The following is a 19,341-nucleotide window of genomic DNA, read 5'->3' as shown; positions in this document are numbered from 1 at the left end:
CGCGCTGGGTGACGTGTGCGCCTCCAAAAAGCATCAGCTGGCGCTGTACGCCGCCGTCAAACTTTGCAGATGGTCTTGCAAGTCCTGGCTGGCCATGTACGGGGTCAGCAACGCCAGCACGTGCTGGGCACCCCGGGTCAGGGCCAGGCCGGCGCTGGCGGGCTCCAGGGCTTGCCGGGGGTTGCGCACATATTCATAGCTCAGCCAATACGTCACCATGACGGACATGCTGGCCGACAGGGTTTGCACGCTGTCCGGGCCGATCCGCATCAGGCCGGCAGCGGACAAGGACTCCAGCATCAGCCTGAAGGCATGGGTTTTGCGCTCCAGCACCGCATGGAAGTGGGTTTCCAGGTGCCGGTTGCCTGAGAGCAGATTGTTCAGGTCGCGGTACAAAAACCGGTGGTTCCAGACCTGTTCAAACAGCGAGTGTAGAAAAAACCAGGTGTCTTCGATGTCCTGCACATCGGGCGCGGCGTCCAGCAAGCCCAGCATGGCCTGTTCGTATTGGTCAAACAAGTGGTTGACCAAGGCGTCCTTGGATGCAAAGTGGTAGTAGAGGTTGCCGGGGCTGATGTTGAGTTCGGCCGAAATCAGCGTCGTCGACACATTGGGTTCACCGAACCGGTTGAACAGCTCCAGCGTCACCTCGGCAATGCGCTCGGCTGTTCGGCGGGGGGCTTTTTTGGCCATGTCAGAAGTTGACGGGGATCGGTCAGGCGGATTTTTTGGCGGGCCGGGTGGCGCTGGCTGTTTTGCGCTGGGCCTTGACGGTTTTGCCCGATGGCGTCGCTGTTTTTTTCGTGCCAGTGCCGGATAAGACCGACAGTTGTGCTTCGAGTTGCGTGACCCGCTCATTCAGCATCTGGATGTCCAGCAAGGTGGGCATGCCCAAGCGGTGCAGGGCTTTGGCGACGCGGTCTTCGAACAAATGCTCCAGTTTGTCGACCCGGCCTGAGGCTTGTTGGCCAAAGTCGCTGGCCATGTGGCTCAGGCGTTCGGTGGCCTCTTGCAGGCGTTGCTGGGCTTCGGCTTGGCTTTTGCGCTGGAAGGCCAAGCCGTCGTTCACCAAGGCCTCGATGGCTTTGCTGCCTTGTTCCTGGGCTTTGGCCATGGCCCCCAAGCCGGCCAGCCAAATGTGCTGGGCGGGTGGCGTGGTGCTGTCTTGTGGCGAGGTGGTGCTGTTTTTGTTGCGCGTGGTGTCGTTTGATTTGGCCATGGTGCACTTCCTGAACAAGGTGCCACTTTAACCTGCGTTCCAGCGCAATGCTTCTAAAATCGCGAGACAGCGGTGCCGCGCCCCGCGACACCCACCAGATTCGCATCCTCATGACCATTCTCGTCACCGGCGGCGCCGGCTTCATCGGCGCCAATTTCGTACTCGACTGGCTTGCCACCAGCGACGAGCCGATCATCAACCTCGACAAACTCACCTATGCGGGCAACCCGGAGACCCTGGCCAGCCTGGAAGGGGATGCACGCCACCAGCTGGTGCAGGGCGACATTGGCGACAGTACCTTGGTCAGCCGCTTGCTGGCCGAACACCAACCCCGCGCGGTGGTCAACTTCGCCGCTGAAAGCCATGTGGACCGATCGATTCACGGCCCGGGTGAATTCATCGAAACCAACATCGTTGGGACCTTCAGGCTGCTGGAGGCGGTGCGGGGGTATTGGCGTGGGTTGGCGGATGCAGGCATTCGCGAGCAGGGGCGCGCTCCCAGCCACAACCCATTTCGGTTTTTGCATGTCTCCACCGACGAGGTGTACGGCTCCTTGGCCAAAGACGATCCGGCCTTCTCCGAAGCGCACCGTTATGAGCCCAACAGCCCTTACAGCGCAAGCAAAGCGGCGAGTGACCATTTGGTGCGTGCTTGGCACCACACCTACGGCCTGCCGGTGCTCACCACCAACTGCAGCAACAACTACGGCCCGTACCACTTTCCCGAAAAGCTCATCCCGCTGATGATCGTCAACGCGCTGGCGGGCAAACCCCTGCCCGTTTACGGCGACGGCATGCAGATTCGCGACTGGCTCTACGTCAAGGACCACTGTAGCGCCATTCGCCGAGTGCTCGAAGCCGGCCGCTTGGGCGAGGTCTACAACGTGGGCGGCTGGAACGAAAAACCCAACATCGAGATCGTGCAGACCATCTGCCAACTGCTCGATGAAATGCGCCCCAAAGCCAGTGGCAGTTACGCCCAGCAGATCACCTACGTCACCGACCGGCCGGGCCACGACCGCCGCTACGCCATCGATGCCCGCAAGCTCGAAGCCGAGTTGGGCTGGAAGCCCGCCGAAACCTTTGAGACCGGCATCCGCAAAACCGTCGAGTGGTACCTGGCCAACCCCGAGTGGGTGCAGCACGTGCAAAGCGGGGCCTACCGTGAGTGGGTGAACAAGAACTACACAGGGCGCCAGACATGAAGATCTTGCTGTTGGGCAAAAACGGCCAGGTCGGTTGGGAATTGCAACGCAGCCTGGCCCCTTTGGGCAAGGTATTGGCGCTGGACCGGCACAGCACCGATTTTTGTGGCGACCTGAGCCAGCCTGAGCGCTTGGCGCAAACGGTGCGCGACTGGCGCCCTGACGTGATCGTCAACGCCGCTGCCCACACCGCCGTGGACAAAGCCGAGTCGGAGCCGGAGTTGGCCCGCATCCTCAACGCCACGGCCCCCGCTGCTTTGGCCCAGGCCGCGGCCGAGGTGGGCGCCTGGTTGGTGCATTACTCGACCGACTACGTGTTCAATGGCTTGGGCGATCAGTCTTGGCAAGAGGGAGACGCCACCGGCCCATTGAGTGTGTACGGCCAGACCAAACTCGAAGGCGAGCAAGCCATTGCCGCCAGCGGCTGCCAACACCTGATTTTTCGCACCAGCTGGGTGTATGCGGCGCGGGGCGGCAACTTTGCGAAAACCATGCTGCGTCTAGCGGCTGAACGCGAACGCCTCACCGTCATCGATGACCAGCATGGGGCACCGACCGGTGCCGATCTGATCGCCGATGTGACAGCGCATGCCATCCGCAGCGCTGTGCACAAACCAGGTCTGGGCGGCACATACCACCTGGTGGCTTCGGGTCAAACCAGTTGGCACGGCTACGCCAGCCACGTCATCGCACAGGCGCGCCTCCTCCAACCCGAGCTGGGCCTGAAAGTGACCGAGATCGCGCCTGTGCCCACCACCGCATTTCCAACGCCCGCCCAGCGCCCCTTGAACTCGCGCTTGAACACCCACAAGCTCCAACAAGCCTTTGGCCTGGTGCTGCCACCCTGGCAACAAGGCGTCAACCGCATGCTCGCCGAGATCCTGTGATGCGCCTTGGGCTTGCGGCACAATCCTTTGAACTTTTGACCCCTTTTTGAAAACCCTGCTTCGCACCATGACCGACAACACCGCCGCCCCCACCGTTGCACCGCATGACCAGGCCCAGATCCTGGCGCAGGCCATGCCCTACATCCGCAAATACCACGGCAAAACGTTGGTCATCAAATACGGCGGCAACGCCATGACCGACCCCGCGCTGCAGCAGGCGTTTGCCGAAGACGTGGTGCTGCTCAAGCTGGTGGGCATGAACCCGGTGGTGGTGCACGGCGGCGGCCCTCAGATCGAAACGGCCTTGAAGCGTTTGGGCAAGACCGGCGAGTTCATTCAGGGCATGCGCGTGACCGACGCCGAGACCATGGAAGTGGTCGAGTGGGTGCTGGGCGGCGAAGTGCAGCAAGACATCGTTGGCATGATCAACCGTGCAGGTGGCAAAGCCGTAGGCCTGACCGGGCGCGACGGTGGCCTGATCCGCGCCAAAAAACTGCGCTTGGTCGACAGCCAGGACCCGAGCAAAGAACACGACGTAGGGCAGGTGGGCGAGATCGAGAGCATTGACCCGTCCATCTTGATGTGCTTGCAAGACGATGCGTTCATTCCCGTGGTCAGCCCCATCGGCTTTGGCATCCACAACGAAAGCTACAACATCAATGCCGACGTGGTGGCCGCCAAACTGGCCACGGTGTTGCAAGCCGAAAAACTGCTCATGCTCACCAACATCCGCGGCGTGCTCGACAAAGAAGGCAACTTGCTCACCGAACTGACCCCCAGTCGCATTGACGAGTTGTGTGCCGACGGCACCATCAGCGGCGGCATGATTCCCAAGATTGCAGGGGCGCTGGACGCCGCCAAGAGCGGTGTGAACGCGGTGCACATCATCGACGGCCGCGTGCCCCACGCCATGCTGCTGGAGGTCTTGTCCGAGCAAGCCTTTGGCACCATGATCCGCAGCCGCTGAACATTGCAGCAGTCACCAGCTTAAATAAGGGGCGACATGTCAGACCAAGAACAAGCAAGCGAGCGATTTTCAGACGGTGATGGGTCGCCTGCACGCAAGCGGCCCCGCCCGGGTGAACGGCGTTTGCAAATTTTGCAAACCGTGGCCAACATGCTGGAGCAGCCGGGTGCAGAGCGTGTCACCACTGCCAGCCTGGCCGCCAAAATTGGCGTGAGCGAGGCGGCTTTGTACCGCCACTTCGCCAGCAAAGCCCAGATGTTCGAAGGGCTGATTGATTTTGTTGACCAGTCCGTCATCGGTTTGATTCGGCAGGTCACCGACCGCGAACCCCCCGGCCCCCAACAAGCGGCCCGCATCGTGGCCTTGCTGTTTCAGTTCGCCGAAAAAAACCCCGGCATGAGCCGCGTGATGATTGGGGATGCGCTGGTGCTCGAGCATGAGCGCTTGCAAGAGCGCATCAACTTGCTGTTTGACAAGATCGAAGCGCAGCTGCGCCAATCGCTCAAGGGCATGGAATCGGCAACACCCACCGCCGATGTGCAAGTCACTGCCTCATTGCTGGTGGCTTTCATGCAAGGACGCTTGCAGCGCTTTGCCCGCTCTGGCTTCAAGCGTTTGCCATCCGAGCATTTGCAGGCGGCGTTGGCGCGGATGCTTTAAGCGGGCAGCGCGCATGGCAGGCCGCCCTCAGTGTGCGGTACCTCGACCCACTTGTTGGGTCGGTTTATTGGCCGATCCACTTGCGCACATGCTGCCAGGCCAACAGCAACCATCCTGAGCGTTCCACGTCGGCCTGCGCTACCAGCGGGGCTTCGCCTACGGGTTTGCCATTCGATGTCGCCACCACCTTGCCGATCACTGCGCCCTTGGCGATGGGGGCTTCCAGCCCGGGCTTGAGCTGCACCGCGGTTTGCACTGCCGTGCCGCGTGGAACCGTCAGCATCCATGGCGTGCCCAGACCCGCGGCCACGGTGTCGGCTTGGCCAAAGCTGACCTTGGCCGTCTCAACCACCGCGTTGACCGCAAATGGGGTGACCTTTTCGAAGCTGCCAAAACCCCAGCCGAGCAGCGTGCGGGTCTGGTCGGCCCGTGCCTGGGCGCTGTGCGTGTTGAGAATGACCGAGATCAGGCGTGTGTCATTGCGCTTGGATGACGTCACCAGACAATAGCCAGCCTCTGCCGTATGGCCGGTTTTGAGGCCATCCACGGTGGGGTCGGTGTAGAGCAGGGCGTTGCGGTTGCCCTGTTTGATGCCGTTGTATTTGAAGTCACGCTCGGCGTAGAGCGGGTAATACTCAGCGCCGTCGCGGATGATGGCGCGCGCCAAAATGGCCAGATCCCTTGCAGACGACTTGTGCGCTGGATCAGGCAGGCCGGTGGGGTTCACGAAGGTCGTGTGCGTCATGCCCAAGCGCTGGGCTTCGGCGTTCATGAGCTTGGCAAAACCCGCTTCGGATCCGGCCATGTGTTCGGCAATTGCCTTGGACGCGTCGTTGCCCGACTGGATGATGATGCCGCGCAAGAGGTCGATCACCGTGGCTTGGCTGTTCAGCGGCAGATACATGCACGACTCGGCGCTGGTGCCCCGGCACCAAGCGTTTTCACTCACGGTGACCAGATCGCTTTGCTTGAGCTTGCCCGAGCGAAGCGCCTGCTCGACGATGTAGCTGGTCATCATCTTGGTGAGCGAGGCTGGCGGCAGGGCCTCGTCCGCGTTGGCCGAAGCCAGCACCTCGCCCGAGTCAAAGTCCATCAGCAGCCAGGCCTTGGCCGGCAGCGCCGGTGGGTTGGGGGCCAAGGCCACTTGCGCCTCCAATGGGGGCAAGGCATTGGCCGACGTTGCCGCCTTTTTGGCAGCTTTGGGTTTGCTTGCCTTGGCTTTGGCGGTGCTTTTGGGTGCCGTGCTTGTTTTGGCTTTGTGGGCTGGAGCTGCAACAGCGCCAGTGCCAGGAAGCAGGGAGCCCACGGCGATGGCGAGGGCGATAGACAGGAGAGAAAAATTTTGGGTATGCATGGTGTTCAAGGTCATGGCCTTGATTGTCGCGGATTAGCGCCCGTTTTTTGGCGCCAAGGGCACTTGGGCGAGGCCATGCTTGGTGGACCTGCCGGTCAGCCCTCGTTCAGCGAAAAGGCGAAGAGGTTCATGGATGTGGATGCGGAGATGGTTGCGGGTTTTGAACGGCAATGGCGGATGAGGCTGAGCGCAGCCATAAAGTCATGGTCATTGAAGGACCCCAACCGAGCTGCTCAATCCAACATGATCGTTGGTTGCGAAATGAATTTGTGACATGAAGCTCAGAAAATAGTGAATGCTTGTTGAGGTCTTCAGCTTCTCAAAGTGTGGAGCCTTGTCAGGTCACGGGACGGCTCATCTGTCTCGATCAAATGTATTGAAAAACAAAGCTTCAAGAATCATCATATTTGTACTTAAAGCAAATTTTTTCGTCCTAATCGTTGCTTTCGATGGGTGAGAATACAAAGTCACAATTGACCCCTACAAGGTTTTCCATGCTCATCCCCCGCCAAGCAACTCCAGCGCTCACGGTTCCAACCTTGAATCACGGCACTTTTGATCTGAGTGCTGACGGTGCGGATCATTTCACATTGCTGGTTTTTTACCGTGGTCTTCACTGCCCAATTTGCATGAAGTACCTGTTGGAGTTGTCGCGCTTGGTGCCCGAATTTGAAAAACGCGGCGTCAAAGTGATCGCTTTGTCTAGCGACACCAAAGAGCGTACAGACCAAATGGCTGACAAAATCAACGCCCCTGGGCTGCGGATGGGCTATGGTTTGGAGCTCAATGTCGCAAGGCAATGGGGTTTGTACATCAGCACTTCACGGGGCTTAACTTCGATTGGCATTGAAGAGCCCGCCTTATTTTCGGAGCCAGCGGTCTACATTGTGCGACCAGACACCACGCTCTATTACGGCGCCGTTCAAACCATGCCGTTTGCACGTCCCAATTTTGCGGATCTGTTAGGCGCGATTGATTTTGCTTTGGCTAAAAACTATCCTGCGCGTGGTGAATACACCGGGGCTGTGTAAAACTGCATGGATCATTCGATAGATCGGTGATTCATGACACGTTTATTTTCAAATCGGTCTCGACACTTTGACATGGGCGATTTGCCCACAGAATTGCTTGCGCGTGATGCCCATGCGCCAGAACACCCAGCCGCATCACCCAAGGACAAAAATCCTGCGGGTCCGAATTCGATCAACGAGGCCTTGTCCGCTTATCAAGCCTTATTTGAAAAGTATCTGGACGGCGAGACCGCCATTGCCCGTGCACCGCTGCCAGATGATTTAAGTCTTCGAAGTAAAAACCTCAAAGCGTGCGCTTATTTTTTAGATGCAACCCTGGCGGGTGTGTGCGCCATTGATGCCTCGGATGGGTCGCCTGAATCGCCCCAGAAACACACCCATGCTTTGATTTTTCTCGTTGAATTCAGCCGTGAACCCAAATCAAATGAGCCAGGTGCGGCATGGATTCATGGCAGCAACAAAGCCAGAACCGATGCACGCGCCACGGAAGTGGCTGTTGTGCTGGCCGGATATCTTCGAGCCTTGGGCTACAACGCCCGCGGCCATGTCACAGGCAACACGCATTTAAACCTTGAAGCATTGGCACAACGCGCTGGTATTGCTCGTTCTGAGGGTGGCGTTCTCAAGATGCCTTTTCTGCAGCGTGGCTTTGCAATAGCCGCTGTCAGCACCGATTTGCCTTTAGCGATCGATCTCCCCATCGCGACTGATGCCTCCTTGGATTGGCCAGACTCCGACGCTTACATGGGCAAGCAGGGAACTCGCCCGGGTTGGGCTGAATCGGAAGCCGAACTGCGTCCTCTGCATTTGGGGCGATACCCCATGGAATCATTGAAACGGGTGCCAGAGCCCACCACGCTGATTCTGCGCGACGAGATTATTCGCAACAGCAAACGGGCCGATTTGTTCACGCGCGCATTGGCAGGTGATTTAGGTGAAAAAGCCAAGGTGCAGCGCATGCGCTTTGCGATCAAACATCCCCTGGCGTTTGCGATGACGCCCTTGATACGCAACATGGTGCCACTGCAGGGAACATACGAGCGGCTTGTGCCTGCAGATACAAGTGGGGCGTTGTCGGATGCCCAAAAAAATGCAGAGTCCATCAAAGCCTTGGCGTATTTTTTGGGCGCTGATTTGGTCGGCATTTGTGAAGCAGAGCCCTGGATGTTTTATTCGCATGAAGCACAGCATGGCAAACCCATTGAGCCCAGTCACAAGCACTGCATTGTCATGTTGCTTGACCAAGGCTTTGAGACCATGGAAGGCGCATCGGGGGACGATTGGATTTCTGGTGCGCAGTCCATGCGCAGCTACATGCGTGGCGCTTTTATAGCGGGTGTCATGGGCGCACACTTACGTCGCCTGGGTTTTTCTTCCCGAGCGCACACCAACGCAGAATCGGATGTACTGCACATTCCAGCCACCTTGTTGGCCGGTCTCGGCGAACTGTCTCGCATTGGTGAGTTGGTTTTAAATCCATTCATCGGGCCTCGTTCAAAAAGCGTTTTGTTGACCACCGACTTGCCCTTGGCGTTTGATCAGCCCATTGATTTTGGATTGCAATCTGTTTGCAACATGTGCCTGAAATGCGCACGCGAGTGCCCATGCAATGCCATACCTTTTGGCCCCAAGGTGATGTTCAACGGCTACGAAATATGGAAACCCGATGTTGAGAAATGTGGCAAGTACCGCTTAACGAACATGAAGGGTTCGGCCTGTGGGCGTTGCATGAAAACTTGTCCCTACAACAGAGAAGACCTTGTTGAATCGTCTCGACTCCTTGAGCTTTCAATCAAGGTGCCCAGTGCCAGAAGAGCGCTCATTGATTACGACGATCAAATCGGCGCAGGCATGCGCAATTCGGTCAAGAGATGGTGGTTTGACTTGGAAATCGTCAACGGTGTTTGTGTTTCACCCAGCGGTGTGAACGAGCGTGATTTGGATTTGGAGCGAACAAATAAACTCGCTAAAAATCAAAAGTTGGCATTTTTCCCACCACATCTGCAACCGCGTACAGAGACCACCATTGCAACCACGGTGCCACTGGACCGTGAAGCTGGGCTTGATGCTTATGCCCATGCCGAAAAACCCAGTCAGGCCAGGAAGAGAAAGAAATAATGCCGCCAGACGTAAGGCTTGTCGCCCCGCATAACTTGCCTATTTCGCAGGTTTGAAGTCAGCCGATCCAATGTACTCTTTGAACTGCTTGCACCAAATCAGCATACTGCTCAAGTCATCTGGGTTTTGCGTTGTTAAGAGGTAAAAAGCCGCACCGTTGGGCTTTTTCAGGCGGCTCACTTCAATTTGCTGAGTGCTAAATTCGTCGTTGTCTTTGATCGCAGGCTTGCTGCTGATGTAAACATGGTAGTCGGGGCCTGGGCTGGATCTGAAGTTCTCGCTGGATTGCAAAAATAATTGATTTCCTACTTTGATAACAGACCACTCACCAGAGCTGTTGTGTATCAAGTCCTGACCCTTTGCTGTTTTGTCAATCTGCCCACGTTTGATGAGTTCACCTTCAATCTTTTGATGATCAGCAAATCGCACCCTAATGTCCTGAGCGTGACCGCGAATTGCATCCAGCAGCTGCGCATGTGCATTTGGCACTGTGCAGAGTAGTGTGAAACTTAAAAGCAGTTGAAATTTCATGGCAATGATCAATCAATGAACTTCAGCGAGTGCAGGACAGACTTGAGATCCGGCCCTGAGTAATGAGGGCGGGGTGTCAAAGCTTCAAACGGCAAGCCCTGCCGATTGACCCAGTGCGTTGTGAAACCAAACCAAGTAGCTCCCAATGCATCCCAAGCATTGCTGGATACAAACAGAACTTCATCTTTGCTAACAGGAATATTTTTTTGAACAAGTCCATAGCTTTCCGGCGAGGTCTTGAAAAGGCGTATCGGATCGACTGAGATGACATGGTCTAAGACATTTTCCATCCCGGCGCTCTTAACTGCGGCAGTCAGCATGTCTAGACTGCCGTTGGAGAGGATGGCAGTGGGGAGGCCTTTTGCTTTGATCGTTTGTAGGACCGCCAGATTTTCAGAAAATGGAGTCAGGTGCGCATATTGCTGCATCAGTTTTTCAACCTGCCCGAATGCACGGTTCAGTTTCAGTCGGTCTAACGTGTACTCCAACGACAAGCGCGTCAGTTCCCAAAACGGGCGGAAGTATTGACTGCCGGATCCGTTGTGTGGATCTGACTGCGTAATCAATCTTGTGTACTCAATTTGTTTATCGCGCCACTTCAATGCAATGTCAGCGCCATGGCTCGGGTAAAGCTCTTCAGCCAATACTTGGATGGAGTAAACATCAAACAAGGTCCCGTAGGCATCAAAAACAACCGCTTTTATGGACATGCAACTTTCCTAGGTGGGTATCAAACGACAGTCTTTGCATCTTGACCAAACAAAATGGACTTTGCATTTTGGTCCACCGTCGGCGCTGTATTGATTGACTTGGCGATGTCATAGGCCTTTTGGGTTGCTGGACGATTTCCAATCCGTTCAAACCACGACGTTAGATAGGGAAACTGGCTCATGTCCTGTCGCTGCCGTTCGTGTGGGACAACCCATGGATAGGAAGCCATGTCAGCAATGGAGTAGTCACCGCAAATGTATTCACGGCCATCGGACAGATGTTTATTCAGCACACCATACAAGCGTGACGTCTCTTTGACATAACGATCGATGGCATAGGGCAGTTGCTCTGGTGCGTATTGGACAAAGTGATGGTTTTGACCTGCCATGGGGCCCAAGCCACCCATTTGCCAAAACAACCATTGCAGGCATTCATTTCGACCACGTAAGTCTTGAGGGATGAATTTTTTCGTCTTGTCTGCCAAGTACAAAAGAATGGCACCCGATTCAAAAATGCCAATGGGTTCGCCGCCACCTGCTGGTGCGTGATCAAGAATTGCCGGTATCCGATTGTTGGGTGCAATCTTCAAAAAAGCAGGCGCAAATTGTTCGCCTTTGCTGATGTTGATGGGTGTGATGTCGTAGTCCAGTCCTGACTCTTCCAAGAACATCGTGACCTTATGGCCGTTTGGCGTGGTCCAGTAATAAAACTCAATCATGCGTCACACTCCAGAGGCTTTGAGGCGCTCGTTAGATGGGAAAAGCTTTTTACGGGCGTCTTCATCCATTTCGGTCTTGAATGCAAACTTGGTTTTCAATGCTTCTGCACGCTGAGCCGCTGGTCGCGCGTTGATTTCATCAAGCAATCGTTTGACATGCGGCAGTTTTTCCCAAGCATCAGCGCCTAAAACAAAGGGTACGACGCGAGCCCAGCCCCAAACCGACATGTCCACAATGGTGTACTCATTGCCCATCATGTAAGGCTGATTTGCCAGGTGGTCATTGATCAGAAGCCAATGACGCCAGGCTTCAAAGTCATAGCGATTCACGGCATATTCTTTGGGCTCTGGCGCGAAATGTTTGAAGTGAACAGCTTGGCCGCAGTAAGGGCCGATGCCCGTGGCGACAAACATCAACCATGAATACATCTCAGCTTTGTTCTTCGGGGTGTCTGCGGGGACGAACTTACCGATCTTCTCAGCCAAATAAAGCAACATGGCATTGCTGTCGAAAACGCGAACATCGTCGTCCAGCATGGCTGGTGTTTTCGAATTGGGATTGATGACCTTGAAGGCATCTGAATGCTGTTCACCTTTGCGCGTGTCCACGGGAATGAGCTCATAGGGCTCGCCCGTTTCTTCCAAGTACAACGCAATCTTCAAAGGATTGGGTGAGGGATGGAAATAGAACTTGATCATGTCTGATGCCTTTTACTGAGGGATAAAGAAAACTAAACGAAAGCGAGCCAAATGCCGAGTGGCAGGAAAGCCAAACTCAACAAATGCCCAACGATGACGGTGGATGCCACTTTGTTAGGCGCCACCTGAAATTTGTCTGCGAGCATGAAATTAAAGACTGCGGGTGGCAAGCAGGCAAACAAAATCAAAGCCCCGCGCTCTAGGCCTTGCAAGGGGATCAACCAAAGGACCAAAAACACTGCGGCGAGTCTGACGACCAAAATCAACACGCTTGACTGGACACCTACCCACGCATCTGCAACTTGACTGCTTGCAAGTCTTGCCCCGAGTGACATCAGCATCATTGGAACCAACACACTACCAATCATGGTGCATGACGTTTGTACCCAATCAGGTAAAACCAACTGCATTCGAGAACTGGCCACACCCAGCACCGTCGCCCAAACCAATGGGTTGGCATAAACCATTCGCCAGTCCACTTTGCCGCTCATGACGCCTGCGCCAAGCGTGAAATGCAAAACGTTGGAGATCACCAGCAAAACCACAGCTGTTGCCATTCCCTCTGGTCCGTAGGCTAAGGCGATCAAGGGGATGCCAATCGGGCCAACATTGGTGAACATGGCACAGGGCAAAAACGCTTGCGACGTTGCACCTGAGAATTTTGCCAACGGCCAGGCGATCAACCCGCTCAGAAAAATCAATACGATGGATGCTCCAGTGAATGACAAGGCAGCTATCGGATCGAACGATTTGGCAGACAGAGAAATAAATATCAACACGGGAAGTGCGATATCGACGATCAGTTTGTTGGCACCCCCAAGGTCTGGCTTAACCCGTCGGCTGTAAAGAAATCCGACCAGTACCAACGTAAAGATGGGGAGTGTGATGGCTGCAATTTTTGAAAACATGAACCCTCACTCGGTGAGTAAAAAGCTGGAGTCCGTTGCAGTATGCTGCACTTGGTGCAACAATATGTACATATAAATTTGCAAATCGTACAAAATGGACGCTCCTCGTCTAGATCGACTCACCGCCTTATTGGAAGGCCTTAGTCCTAAAGTCACATTGACAACCAAGCCAAACGGGTTTTCGTTGCACATCATCAAGATGGGGACTTCTGAACACGCAACAGATAGCTTCTCGGGTATTCAGCCAGAGGCCTTGTCATTGTTGGTTTGCCCGACAACATTCACGCTTGAGATGCTTCTTGGAGTCGATCAGCAATGCCTGATGAGCTTTGATGTTGTTTTTGATGGGCCCATGGGACAAAGCTTCTTGGTAGAGATATCTCAGCCAATTTCAATCGTTATGAAAGATGCTGATCCATCACTTTTACAAGTCGTGACGTTGATTGCGAGTGAAATGCAGACCAGTCGTTGTGGACAACCCTTCTTCATCAACAGAGCTGGGGATATTTTGTTGGTCAGTTTGATGCGTCACCTGACGTCTCGACCACAACAATCCTCTGGGCTGTTTCAGGCCTTGTCAGACCCGCGAATTGCCAGAAGTTTGGTAGCGATGCATTCCAAGCCTGCGCATCCTTGGACTTTGGAAGGTTTGGCTAATTTGGCTGGCATGTCGCGAACATCATTTGCAAATAATTTCAAAGACATGATGCATGTGACACCAGGAAAGTATTTAGAAAACTTGAGGTTAGCGATTGCCCGGCAATTGGTTCAGACAGGCATCGGATTGAAACAAATTGCCACGCGAACTGGTTATTCCAGCCCATCGACTTTGTCTAGGGCTCTGGGTCGCAGTTCTTAGATAGCAAATTGGCATCGTGTTACGTGCTGTTTGCTTTTGTGCGAAGCAAAATATGGTGATCATCAGGCATTTAAATTCCGTCATTACGAAAGTGCATAAATCATTGGTAGGGACTAAGAGTCTTCTTGCGTGATAGCATTTGAATGGGTGGTGCATGTATGTTCATGCATCAGGTTGGGTGAAGGTCGGGCCGCCTCACTGCACGGCTTAAGCCGTTGGAGACCCATTGATGAACCACCCACTCCTGCCTTGGATCGCAGTTGGCATTTTCGCGCTGGCAGTCCTTCACACCTTCAGTACCAAGTACTTTGAACACCTGGCACACGCACAACCGCGTCATGCAGGCATCTGGCACCTACTTGGGGAAGTCGAGGTGGTTTTTGGCTTATGGGCAATGGTACTGGCCATAGCCATGTTTGCCTTGGCTGGTAAGGTGCAAACCCTTGAATACCTCGATTCGCGCAATTTCACTGAGCCGCTCTTTGTCTTTGCCATCATGGTGGTAGCAGGCACAAGACCGATCCTGCAAGCTTGCGGCGTGTTGGTCCAGCAGATTGCACGCCTAGCACCTTTGCCTACGGCGATGGTCAACTACTTTCTCCTGCTTTCGGTGGTGCCATTGCTGGGCTCTTTAATCACAGAGCCTGCAGCCATGACGCTTGCAGCGCTCATGCTGCGCGACTCTGTGTTCTCCGCGCGAGTTAGCGAGCGATTGAAGTACGCCACTTTGGGGGTACTGTTCGTCAATATTTCGATTGGTGGAACTTTGACGCCTTTTGCTGCGCCGCCAGTGTTGATGGTTGCTTCCACGTGGCAATGGGATCTGAGTTTCATGCTCCAGACCTTCGGCTGGAAGGCTGCAATTGCAGTCCTTGTCAATGCTGTCCTGCTGACACTTTTAATGAGACGGGAACTGCTTGGCCTTGGGGAGCCCGCAGTTGCTCGAATGGCTGTCCCCCCCATCATGGTGGCAATTCACTTGGCTTTTTTGCTTGGCATAGTACTTTTCGCGCACCACCCGGTGGTGTTCATGGGCTTGCTGCTGTTTTTCATTGGGTACGCCAGTGCCTATGCCGTGCATCAAGATAGGCTGATACTTCGGGAAGCCTTGTTAGTAGCCTTTTTCCTCGCAGGCCTGGTTGTTCTGGGTGGCCAGCAGTCATGGTGGCTTCAGCCGCTGCTCATGGGTCTGAGCGCCGACGAAGTGTTTTATGGAGCCACTGTGCTGACTGCCATCACGGACAATGCAGCACTGACCTATTTGGCTTCTCTGGTTCCAGGTTTGAGTGATGAATTCAAGGTGGCCATCGTTGCGGGCGCCGTGACCGGTGGTGGCCTGACCGTGATAGCCAATGCCCCCAACCCGGCTGGCGTTGCGATTCTAAAAGGCAAGTTTGACGAGGGCGTTGTCAGCGCGGGTAAATTGTTATTGGCAGCAATTCCTCCAACGATGGTGGCGGCAATGGCATTCAGGCTTCTGTGATTTGGGTGAATCTAAATCCCCTCGAACCTTTGGGCTGATAAAGATATTTTTGGATGCGTCCGTATGAATGACTCTTTGTGGCTTGAAGCTGCAGTTCAGCTTGCGACGTTCAATGTCTGCAACCGCTGCAAAGCCGCTCATCTAATTCACCAGTACCTCACCAATTCCAAAGCGTCCCATCGTGCTGCAGCCGGTTCACTGGCAGGTAGGCCCTTTGGTAGGGGTACTTGGCGGCCAGTTGCTCGTCGATGTCCACCCCGTGCCCGGGGGATTCGCCGCAGTGCATCAGGCCGCGCTCAAAACGGTAGTCGTGAGGAAAAACCGACAGCATTTCTTCGCTGTGTGGCATGAATTCCTGCACACCAAAGTTGGGCACCCAGGTGTCAAAGTGCAGGGCCGCGCCCATGCACACAGGTGACAAATCGGTTGCGCCGTGGCAGCCGGTGCGCACCTGGTAGAGGCTCGCCAGGTCGGCGATGCGCCGCAAGTGCGTGATGCCGCCCGCGTGGACCACGGTGGTGCGGATGTAGTCGATCAGCTGTTTTTCGATCAGCGTTTTGCAGTCCCAAATGCTGTTGAAAATCTCGCCCACCGCAATGGGCGTGGTGGTGTGGTGGCGTATCCACTGGAAGGCGTCCTGGTTTTCGGCGGGGGTGGGGTCCTCCATCCAGAACAGGCGCATGGGCTCGAGCGCCTTGCCCAACTGGCCCGCTTCGATGGGCGTGAGGCGGTGGTGCACGTCGTGCAGCAAATGGATGTCAGGCCCCACGGCTTCGCGCACGGCTTCAAACAGGCCGGGGGTGTGGCGCAAATACTTTTCGGTGCTCCAGTCGTGCTCGCTGGGCAAGGTGCCGTCGGCGGGTTCGTACATGCGGTTGGCACTGTTCGCACCATTCACGCCATAGACCTTGTTCAGGCCCGGCACGCCGCTTTGGGCGCGGATGGCCATGTAGCCTTCTTCCTTGTGTCGCAAAACCTCGTCGACCGTCTCGGCGGTGTCGCGGCCGTTGGCGTGGCCGTAGACCATGACGCCCGTGCGGCTGCGCCCGCCGAGCAACTGGTACAGCGGCATGCCCGCCATCTTGGCCTTGATGTCCCACAGCGCCGTGTCCACCGCGGCAATGGCGGTCATGGTCACGGGGCCGCGCCGCCAGTAAGCGCCTTTGTACAGGTATTGCCAGATGTCTTCGATCTGCTGCGGGTCGCGCCCGATCAGGCAAGGGATGACATGGTCTTCGAGGTAGCTGACCACCGCCAGCTCACGCCCATTCAGTGTGGCGTCGCCGATGCCGGTGACGCCCTGGTCGGTCTCGATCTTGAGGGTGACAAAGTTGCGGCCGGGGCTGCAGACGATGACGCGGGCGGCGGTGATTTTCATGGCTCAGGACTTCTCTTGCACAAGGGCTTGCACCGTGGCGTCCACACCGCCTTGCAAAATCTGTTGGTGCCAATGCACCACGCGGGCGATCCATGCGGCGTGGGCAGGCAAGCGCTTGCCCCACAGGTCTTCGCGGGACAGCAGCGCCCGCACACAGGCTTCGGGCTCGGTGCGTTGGGCGGCGCCCAAGGCCATGAGGCTCGTGGCTTGTGGGTCGTTCAGGGTGTAGGCCTGACCGTTTTCGTCCTCGGCCAGGGTGTAGCGCACGAACACCGCCGCAGCCAGTGCATGGTGTTCAAACCCTGCACCGCACTCGATCTGGCCCAGCACCGAGGGCGGCCAGCGCTGTGGAATCTTTTGCGAGCTGTCGGTGGCGATTTGGTGCACGCTGTGCTTCAGATAGGGGTTGCCAAAGCGCGCGATCAGAGCGTCGCGGTACTCGCGCCAGTCGGTTCGGCTCAGGTGCGGGGCAACTTCTTGGCCCATCAGGCGGTGCACAAAGGCCTGGATGTGCGACACGCCAATGCAGCTGGCAATGAAGGGCCGACCGGTGATGGCGCCCATGAGCGCCATGGCCGTGTGGCTGCCGTTGAGCATGCGCAGCTTGGTTTCTTCGTAGCTGTGCACATCGGCTGTCACACGCACGCCCGCGCTTTGCAGCAGGGCCGCGTCGGCCGGGTCGGCCAAGCGGTCTTCGATCACCCATTCCCAAAAGCCTTCGGTGCTCAGCGCCGCATCGTCGCGCAGGCCCAGCGCTTGGCTGGCAGCGGCCAGCACTTCGGCGGTGGCCGCGGGCACGATGCGGTCGACCATGCTGCACGGAAAGGCGCAATGGGCATCGAGCCAATGCAACACACTGCTGTCATCGGGCAAGGCGCTGGCCTTGACCAAGGCCTGCAGCTTGTGGCCGTTGCCTTGCAGGTTGTCGCAGGAGGCGACGGTGATGCCCGGCAAGCCCGCTTGCTGGCGCAGACGCAGGCCATCCAGCAGCAGCTGCCCCAGCGCCGGGGTGTAGCCTTTTTCTGTGACGGTGAGTGTGACCCAGCGTGTGGCGGGCGCAGCAATGGCCTGCACCACCGCTTCGCGCTCGGTGGTGGCCACACTCATGCGCCACAAGGCACCGGGCACTTGCCACTTCAGCCCTTGACCATCGGCCACACGAACGGCATACAGGCCGTCTTGTGCACGCAGCTGGTTCACCAAATCGGGTCGCGTCATGCCCACGCCGTGGATCCCCCAGCGCGTGTCGCCAGAGGCCAACAACTGGTCAAACACCATGGCCTGGTGGGCCCGGTGAAAAGCACCCAATCCCAGGTGCACCACGCCTGGGGCGTGTCGGCGCCGGTCGTAGGTGGGGGTGTGGATGTCAGCGGGCAACGATGCCAGGGTGAGGGCCGAGAGGTGCATGGTGTCAGCGGGATGGGTCTTCAGGGTGTGGGGGGCGCGCTTTCTGGGCGTGATGGGCGTGCCACACGCGATGCCATGTGGGCCGCCATTGGCCCCATCGCTCACAGGATGGGCGCTGGCGCAGGAGGCCTCGATCCATCACGGCTCAACGCCCCAGCAGTTTTTTCTCTGAGGCTTCGATCTCCGCCCAGGTGTTGTCGTCGATCCAGATGCCAGTTTTTTCACGCTCGGCACGGGCGGCGCGTTCGGGTTCGCCCGCCATCTGCACGCCGTCGCTGCCCGGAGCATCGGGGCTTTGGCGCAGCCAATCGTCGAAGGCTAGGGCTTCTTGCTCGAACATGGCTTGCGTGCCCAAGCGCACCGGGTCGATCAGCATCGTCAGCATGCCGTTGAGCACGGCGCGTTGGTGGTCGGCTTCGCGGTGCCAGGTGCCGCTGCCCGTGAGGGCACCGCCCAACAGTTCGCAGGCGACAGCCATGCCAAAGCCTTTGTGGTCGCCAAAGGTCATGAGTGCGCCATACAAGCCGTTGGACTGCGGCACCACCACCACGCCGGGGTCGGTGGTGGGGTGGCCGTGTTCGTCGATCAAATAGCCGGGGGGCACTTGTTCGCCTTTGTTGTGGGCCACGCGCATCTTGCCTTGCGCCACGCGGCTGGTGGCAAAGTCGAGCACAAAGGGGGCGCGGCTGCCCATGGGCACGCCGATGCAGCAGGGGTTGGTGCCAAAGCGGCCGTCGCCTCCGCCAAAGGGCGCGACCACGGGGCGCGAGAGCACGTTCACAAAATGCACCGACACCAGGCCTTGGGCCACGGCCATTTCGGCAAAGTGGCCGATGCGGCCCAGGTGGTGTGAGCGGCTGAGCGCCACAGTGCACACCCCATGCTGCTTGGCGCGTTCAATGCCCATGTGCATCGCCTGCACACCGGTGATTTGGCCGTAGCCGCGCTGACCGTCCAGGTTCAAAAGGGGCCCGGTGTCGAGCAGCACCTTGACGCCCGTGTTGGGACTCAGGCCCCCTTCGAGCACGGCGTCCACATAGCGCGGCACCATGCCCACACCGTGCGAGTCGTGTCCGCTCAGATTGGCCATGACCAGGTTGTCGGCCACCTGCGCGGCCTCCGCTGGGGCGCTGCCCGCTTGTTCAATGATGCGTGCGACTTTGGCGCGCAGTTCAGCGGCTTGGATGCGTTGGCTCATGGGGTTCT

Annotated in this window: 19 protein-coding genes; 8 read left to right on the top strand and 11 right to left on the bottom strand. The window is 56.9% G+C overall.

All coding sequences use genetic code 11. The features are described 5' to 3' along the window. Positions 1-33: 33 nt before the first annotated feature. On the bottom strand, positions 34-693 hold the full coding sequence (locus tag LHAB_RS02615; RefSeq protein ID WP_090043794.1) for a TetR/AcrR family transcriptional regulator: 660 nt from the start codon (positions 691-693) through the stop codon (positions 34-36). A 22-nt stretch (positions 694-715) separates the two neighbouring features. Then, positions 716-1,219 (bottom strand): phasin family protein, encoded by a 504-nt coding sequence (locus LHAB_RS02610; protein WP_090043793.1) that lies wholly within the window; start codon positions 1,217-1,219, stop codon positions 716-718. A gap of 110 nt (positions 1,220-1,329) precedes the next feature. Between LHAB_RS02610 and rfbB the strand changes: the two genes are divergently transcribed. The 4 genes from rfbB to slmA all read left to right on the top strand — a co-directional run bounded on the left by rfbB (position 1,330) and on the right by slmA (position 4,938). Next, complete coding sequence (gene rfbB / locus LHAB_RS02605; RefSeq protein WP_090043866.1) at positions 1,330-2,424, top strand: dTDP-glucose 4,6-dehydratase; 1,095 nt, start codon at positions 1,330-1,332, stop codon at positions 2,422-2,424. Then, positions 2,421-3,311, top strand: a complete 891-nt coding sequence (gene rfbD, locus LHAB_RS02600) for a dTDP-4-dehydrorhamnose reductase (RefSeq protein WP_090043792.1) — start codon at positions 2,421-2,423, stop codon at positions 3,309-3,311. The genes rfbB and rfbD overlap by 4 nt, the downstream gene beginning before the upstream one ends. Before the next feature lie 67 nt (positions 3,312-3,378). Then, a complete protein-coding gene (argB, locus tag LHAB_RS02595) occupies positions 3,379-4,278 on the top strand; it encodes an acetylglutamate kinase (RefSeq protein ID WP_090043791.1) in 900 nt (299 codons plus the stop codon). Between the two features lie 36 nt (positions 4,279-4,314). Then, entirely contained in the window at positions 4,315-4,938 is a 624-nt protein-coding gene (slmA, locus tag LHAB_RS02590; protein ID WP_090043790.1) for a nucleoid occlusion factor SlmA, read from the top strand. A 64-nt stretch (positions 4,939-5,002) separates the two neighbouring features. Here slmA and LHAB_RS02585 read toward each other — a convergent pair whose 3' ends face one another. Next, on the bottom strand, positions 5,003-6,292 hold the full coding sequence (locus LHAB_RS02585) for a D-alanyl-D-alanine carboxypeptidase family protein (RefSeq protein WP_090043865.1): 1,290 nt from the start codon (positions 6,290-6,292) through the stop codon (positions 5,003-5,005). Positions 6,293-6,786: 494 nt separating this feature from the next. On the opposite strand from LHAB_RS02585, the gene LHAB_RS02575 reads away from it, so the two are divergent. Both LHAB_RS02575 and LHAB_RS02570 read left to right on the top strand, forming a co-directional pair. Further along, entirely contained in the window at positions 6,787-7,323 is a 537-nt protein-coding gene (locus LHAB_RS02575) for a peroxiredoxin-like family protein (protein ID WP_090043788.1), read from the top strand. A gap of 33 nt (positions 7,324-7,356) precedes the next feature. Then, positions 7,357-9,441, top strand: a complete 2,085-nt coding sequence (locus tag LHAB_RS02570) for a reductive dehalogenase domain-containing protein (protein ID WP_090043787.1) — start codon at positions 7,357-7,359, stop codon at positions 9,439-9,441. Positions 9,442-9,480: 39 nt separating this feature from the next. Here the strand turns inward: LHAB_RS02570 and LHAB_RS02565 are convergent, their stop codons facing one another. The 5 genes from LHAB_RS02565 to LHAB_RS02545 are packed head-to-tail and all read right to left on the bottom strand — an operon-like array spanning position 9,481 to position 13,008. Further along, positions 9,481-9,972, bottom strand: coding sequence for a DM13 domain-containing protein (locus tag LHAB_RS02565; protein WP_090043786.1), 492 nt, complete (start codon positions 9,970-9,972; stop codon positions 9,481-9,483). 8 nt (positions 9,973-9,980) lie between these two features. Next, positions 9,981-10,682, bottom strand: a complete 702-nt coding sequence (locus LHAB_RS02560) for a haloacid dehalogenase type II (RefSeq protein ID WP_090043785.1) — start codon at positions 10,680-10,682, stop codon at positions 9,981-9,983. A gap of 20 nt (positions 10,683-10,702) precedes the next feature. After that, on the bottom strand, positions 10,703-11,401 hold the full coding sequence (locus LHAB_RS02555) for a glutathione S-transferase N-terminal domain-containing protein (RefSeq protein ID WP_090043784.1): 699 nt from the start codon (positions 11,399-11,401) through the stop codon (positions 10,703-10,705). Between the two features lie 3 nt (positions 11,402-11,404). Further along, positions 11,405-12,100, bottom strand: a complete 696-nt coding sequence (locus tag LHAB_RS02550) for a glutathione S-transferase family protein (RefSeq protein ID WP_090043783.1) — start codon at positions 12,098-12,100, stop codon at positions 11,405-11,407. 32 nt (positions 12,101-12,132) lie between these two features. Beyond that, the gene (locus LHAB_RS02545) at positions 12,133-13,008 is read right to left on the bottom strand and encodes an AEC family transporter (protein ID WP_090043782.1); all 876 of its coding nucleotides are present in this window, start codon (positions 13,006-13,008) and stop codon (positions 12,133-12,135) included. Between the two features lie 94 nt (positions 13,009-13,102). Here LHAB_RS02545 and LHAB_RS02540 point away from each other — a divergent pair, with 94 nt between their 5' ends. After that, entirely contained in the window at positions 13,103-13,867 is a 765-nt protein-coding gene (locus tag LHAB_RS02540; protein WP_090043781.1) for a helix-turn-helix domain-containing protein, read from the top strand. 229 nt (positions 13,868-14,096) lie between these two features. Then, a complete protein-coding gene (locus tag LHAB_RS02535) occupies positions 14,097-15,350 on the top strand; it encodes a putative Na+/H+ antiporter (protein WP_090043780.1) in 1,254 nt (417 codons plus the stop codon). A 157-nt stretch (positions 15,351-15,507) separates the two neighbouring features. Here the strand turns inward: LHAB_RS02535 and manD are convergent, their stop codons facing one another. The 3 genes from manD to LHAB_RS02520 all read right to left on the bottom strand — a co-directional run bounded on the left by manD (position 15,508) and on the right by LHAB_RS02520 (position 19,333). Then, complete coding sequence (gene manD / locus LHAB_RS02530) at positions 15,508-16,728, bottom strand: D-mannonate dehydratase ManD (RefSeq protein ID WP_090043779.1); 1,221 nt, start codon at positions 16,726-16,728, stop codon at positions 15,508-15,510. Between the two features lie 3 nt (positions 16,729-16,731). Beyond that, positions 16,732-18,135, bottom strand: coding sequence for a mannitol dehydrogenase family protein (locus LHAB_RS02525; protein WP_090043864.1), 1,404 nt, complete (start codon positions 18,133-18,135; stop codon positions 16,732-16,734). 145 nt (positions 18,136-18,280) lie between these two features. After that, positions 18,281-19,333, bottom strand: a complete 1,053-nt coding sequence (locus LHAB_RS02520) for a malate/lactate/ureidoglycolate dehydrogenase (RefSeq protein WP_090043778.1) — start codon at positions 19,331-19,333, stop codon at positions 18,281-18,283. Positions 19,334-19,341 lie beyond the last annotated feature (8 nt).

This window comes from Limnohabitans sp. 2KL-27 (assembly GCF_001269345.1).
Taxonomy (GTDB): domain Bacteria; phylum Pseudomonadota; class Gammaproteobacteria; order Burkholderiales; family Burkholderiaceae_C; genus Limnohabitans_A.
Note: the sequence above shows the minus strand (reverse complement) of the source record. Positions and strands in the feature narration are given on the sequence as shown.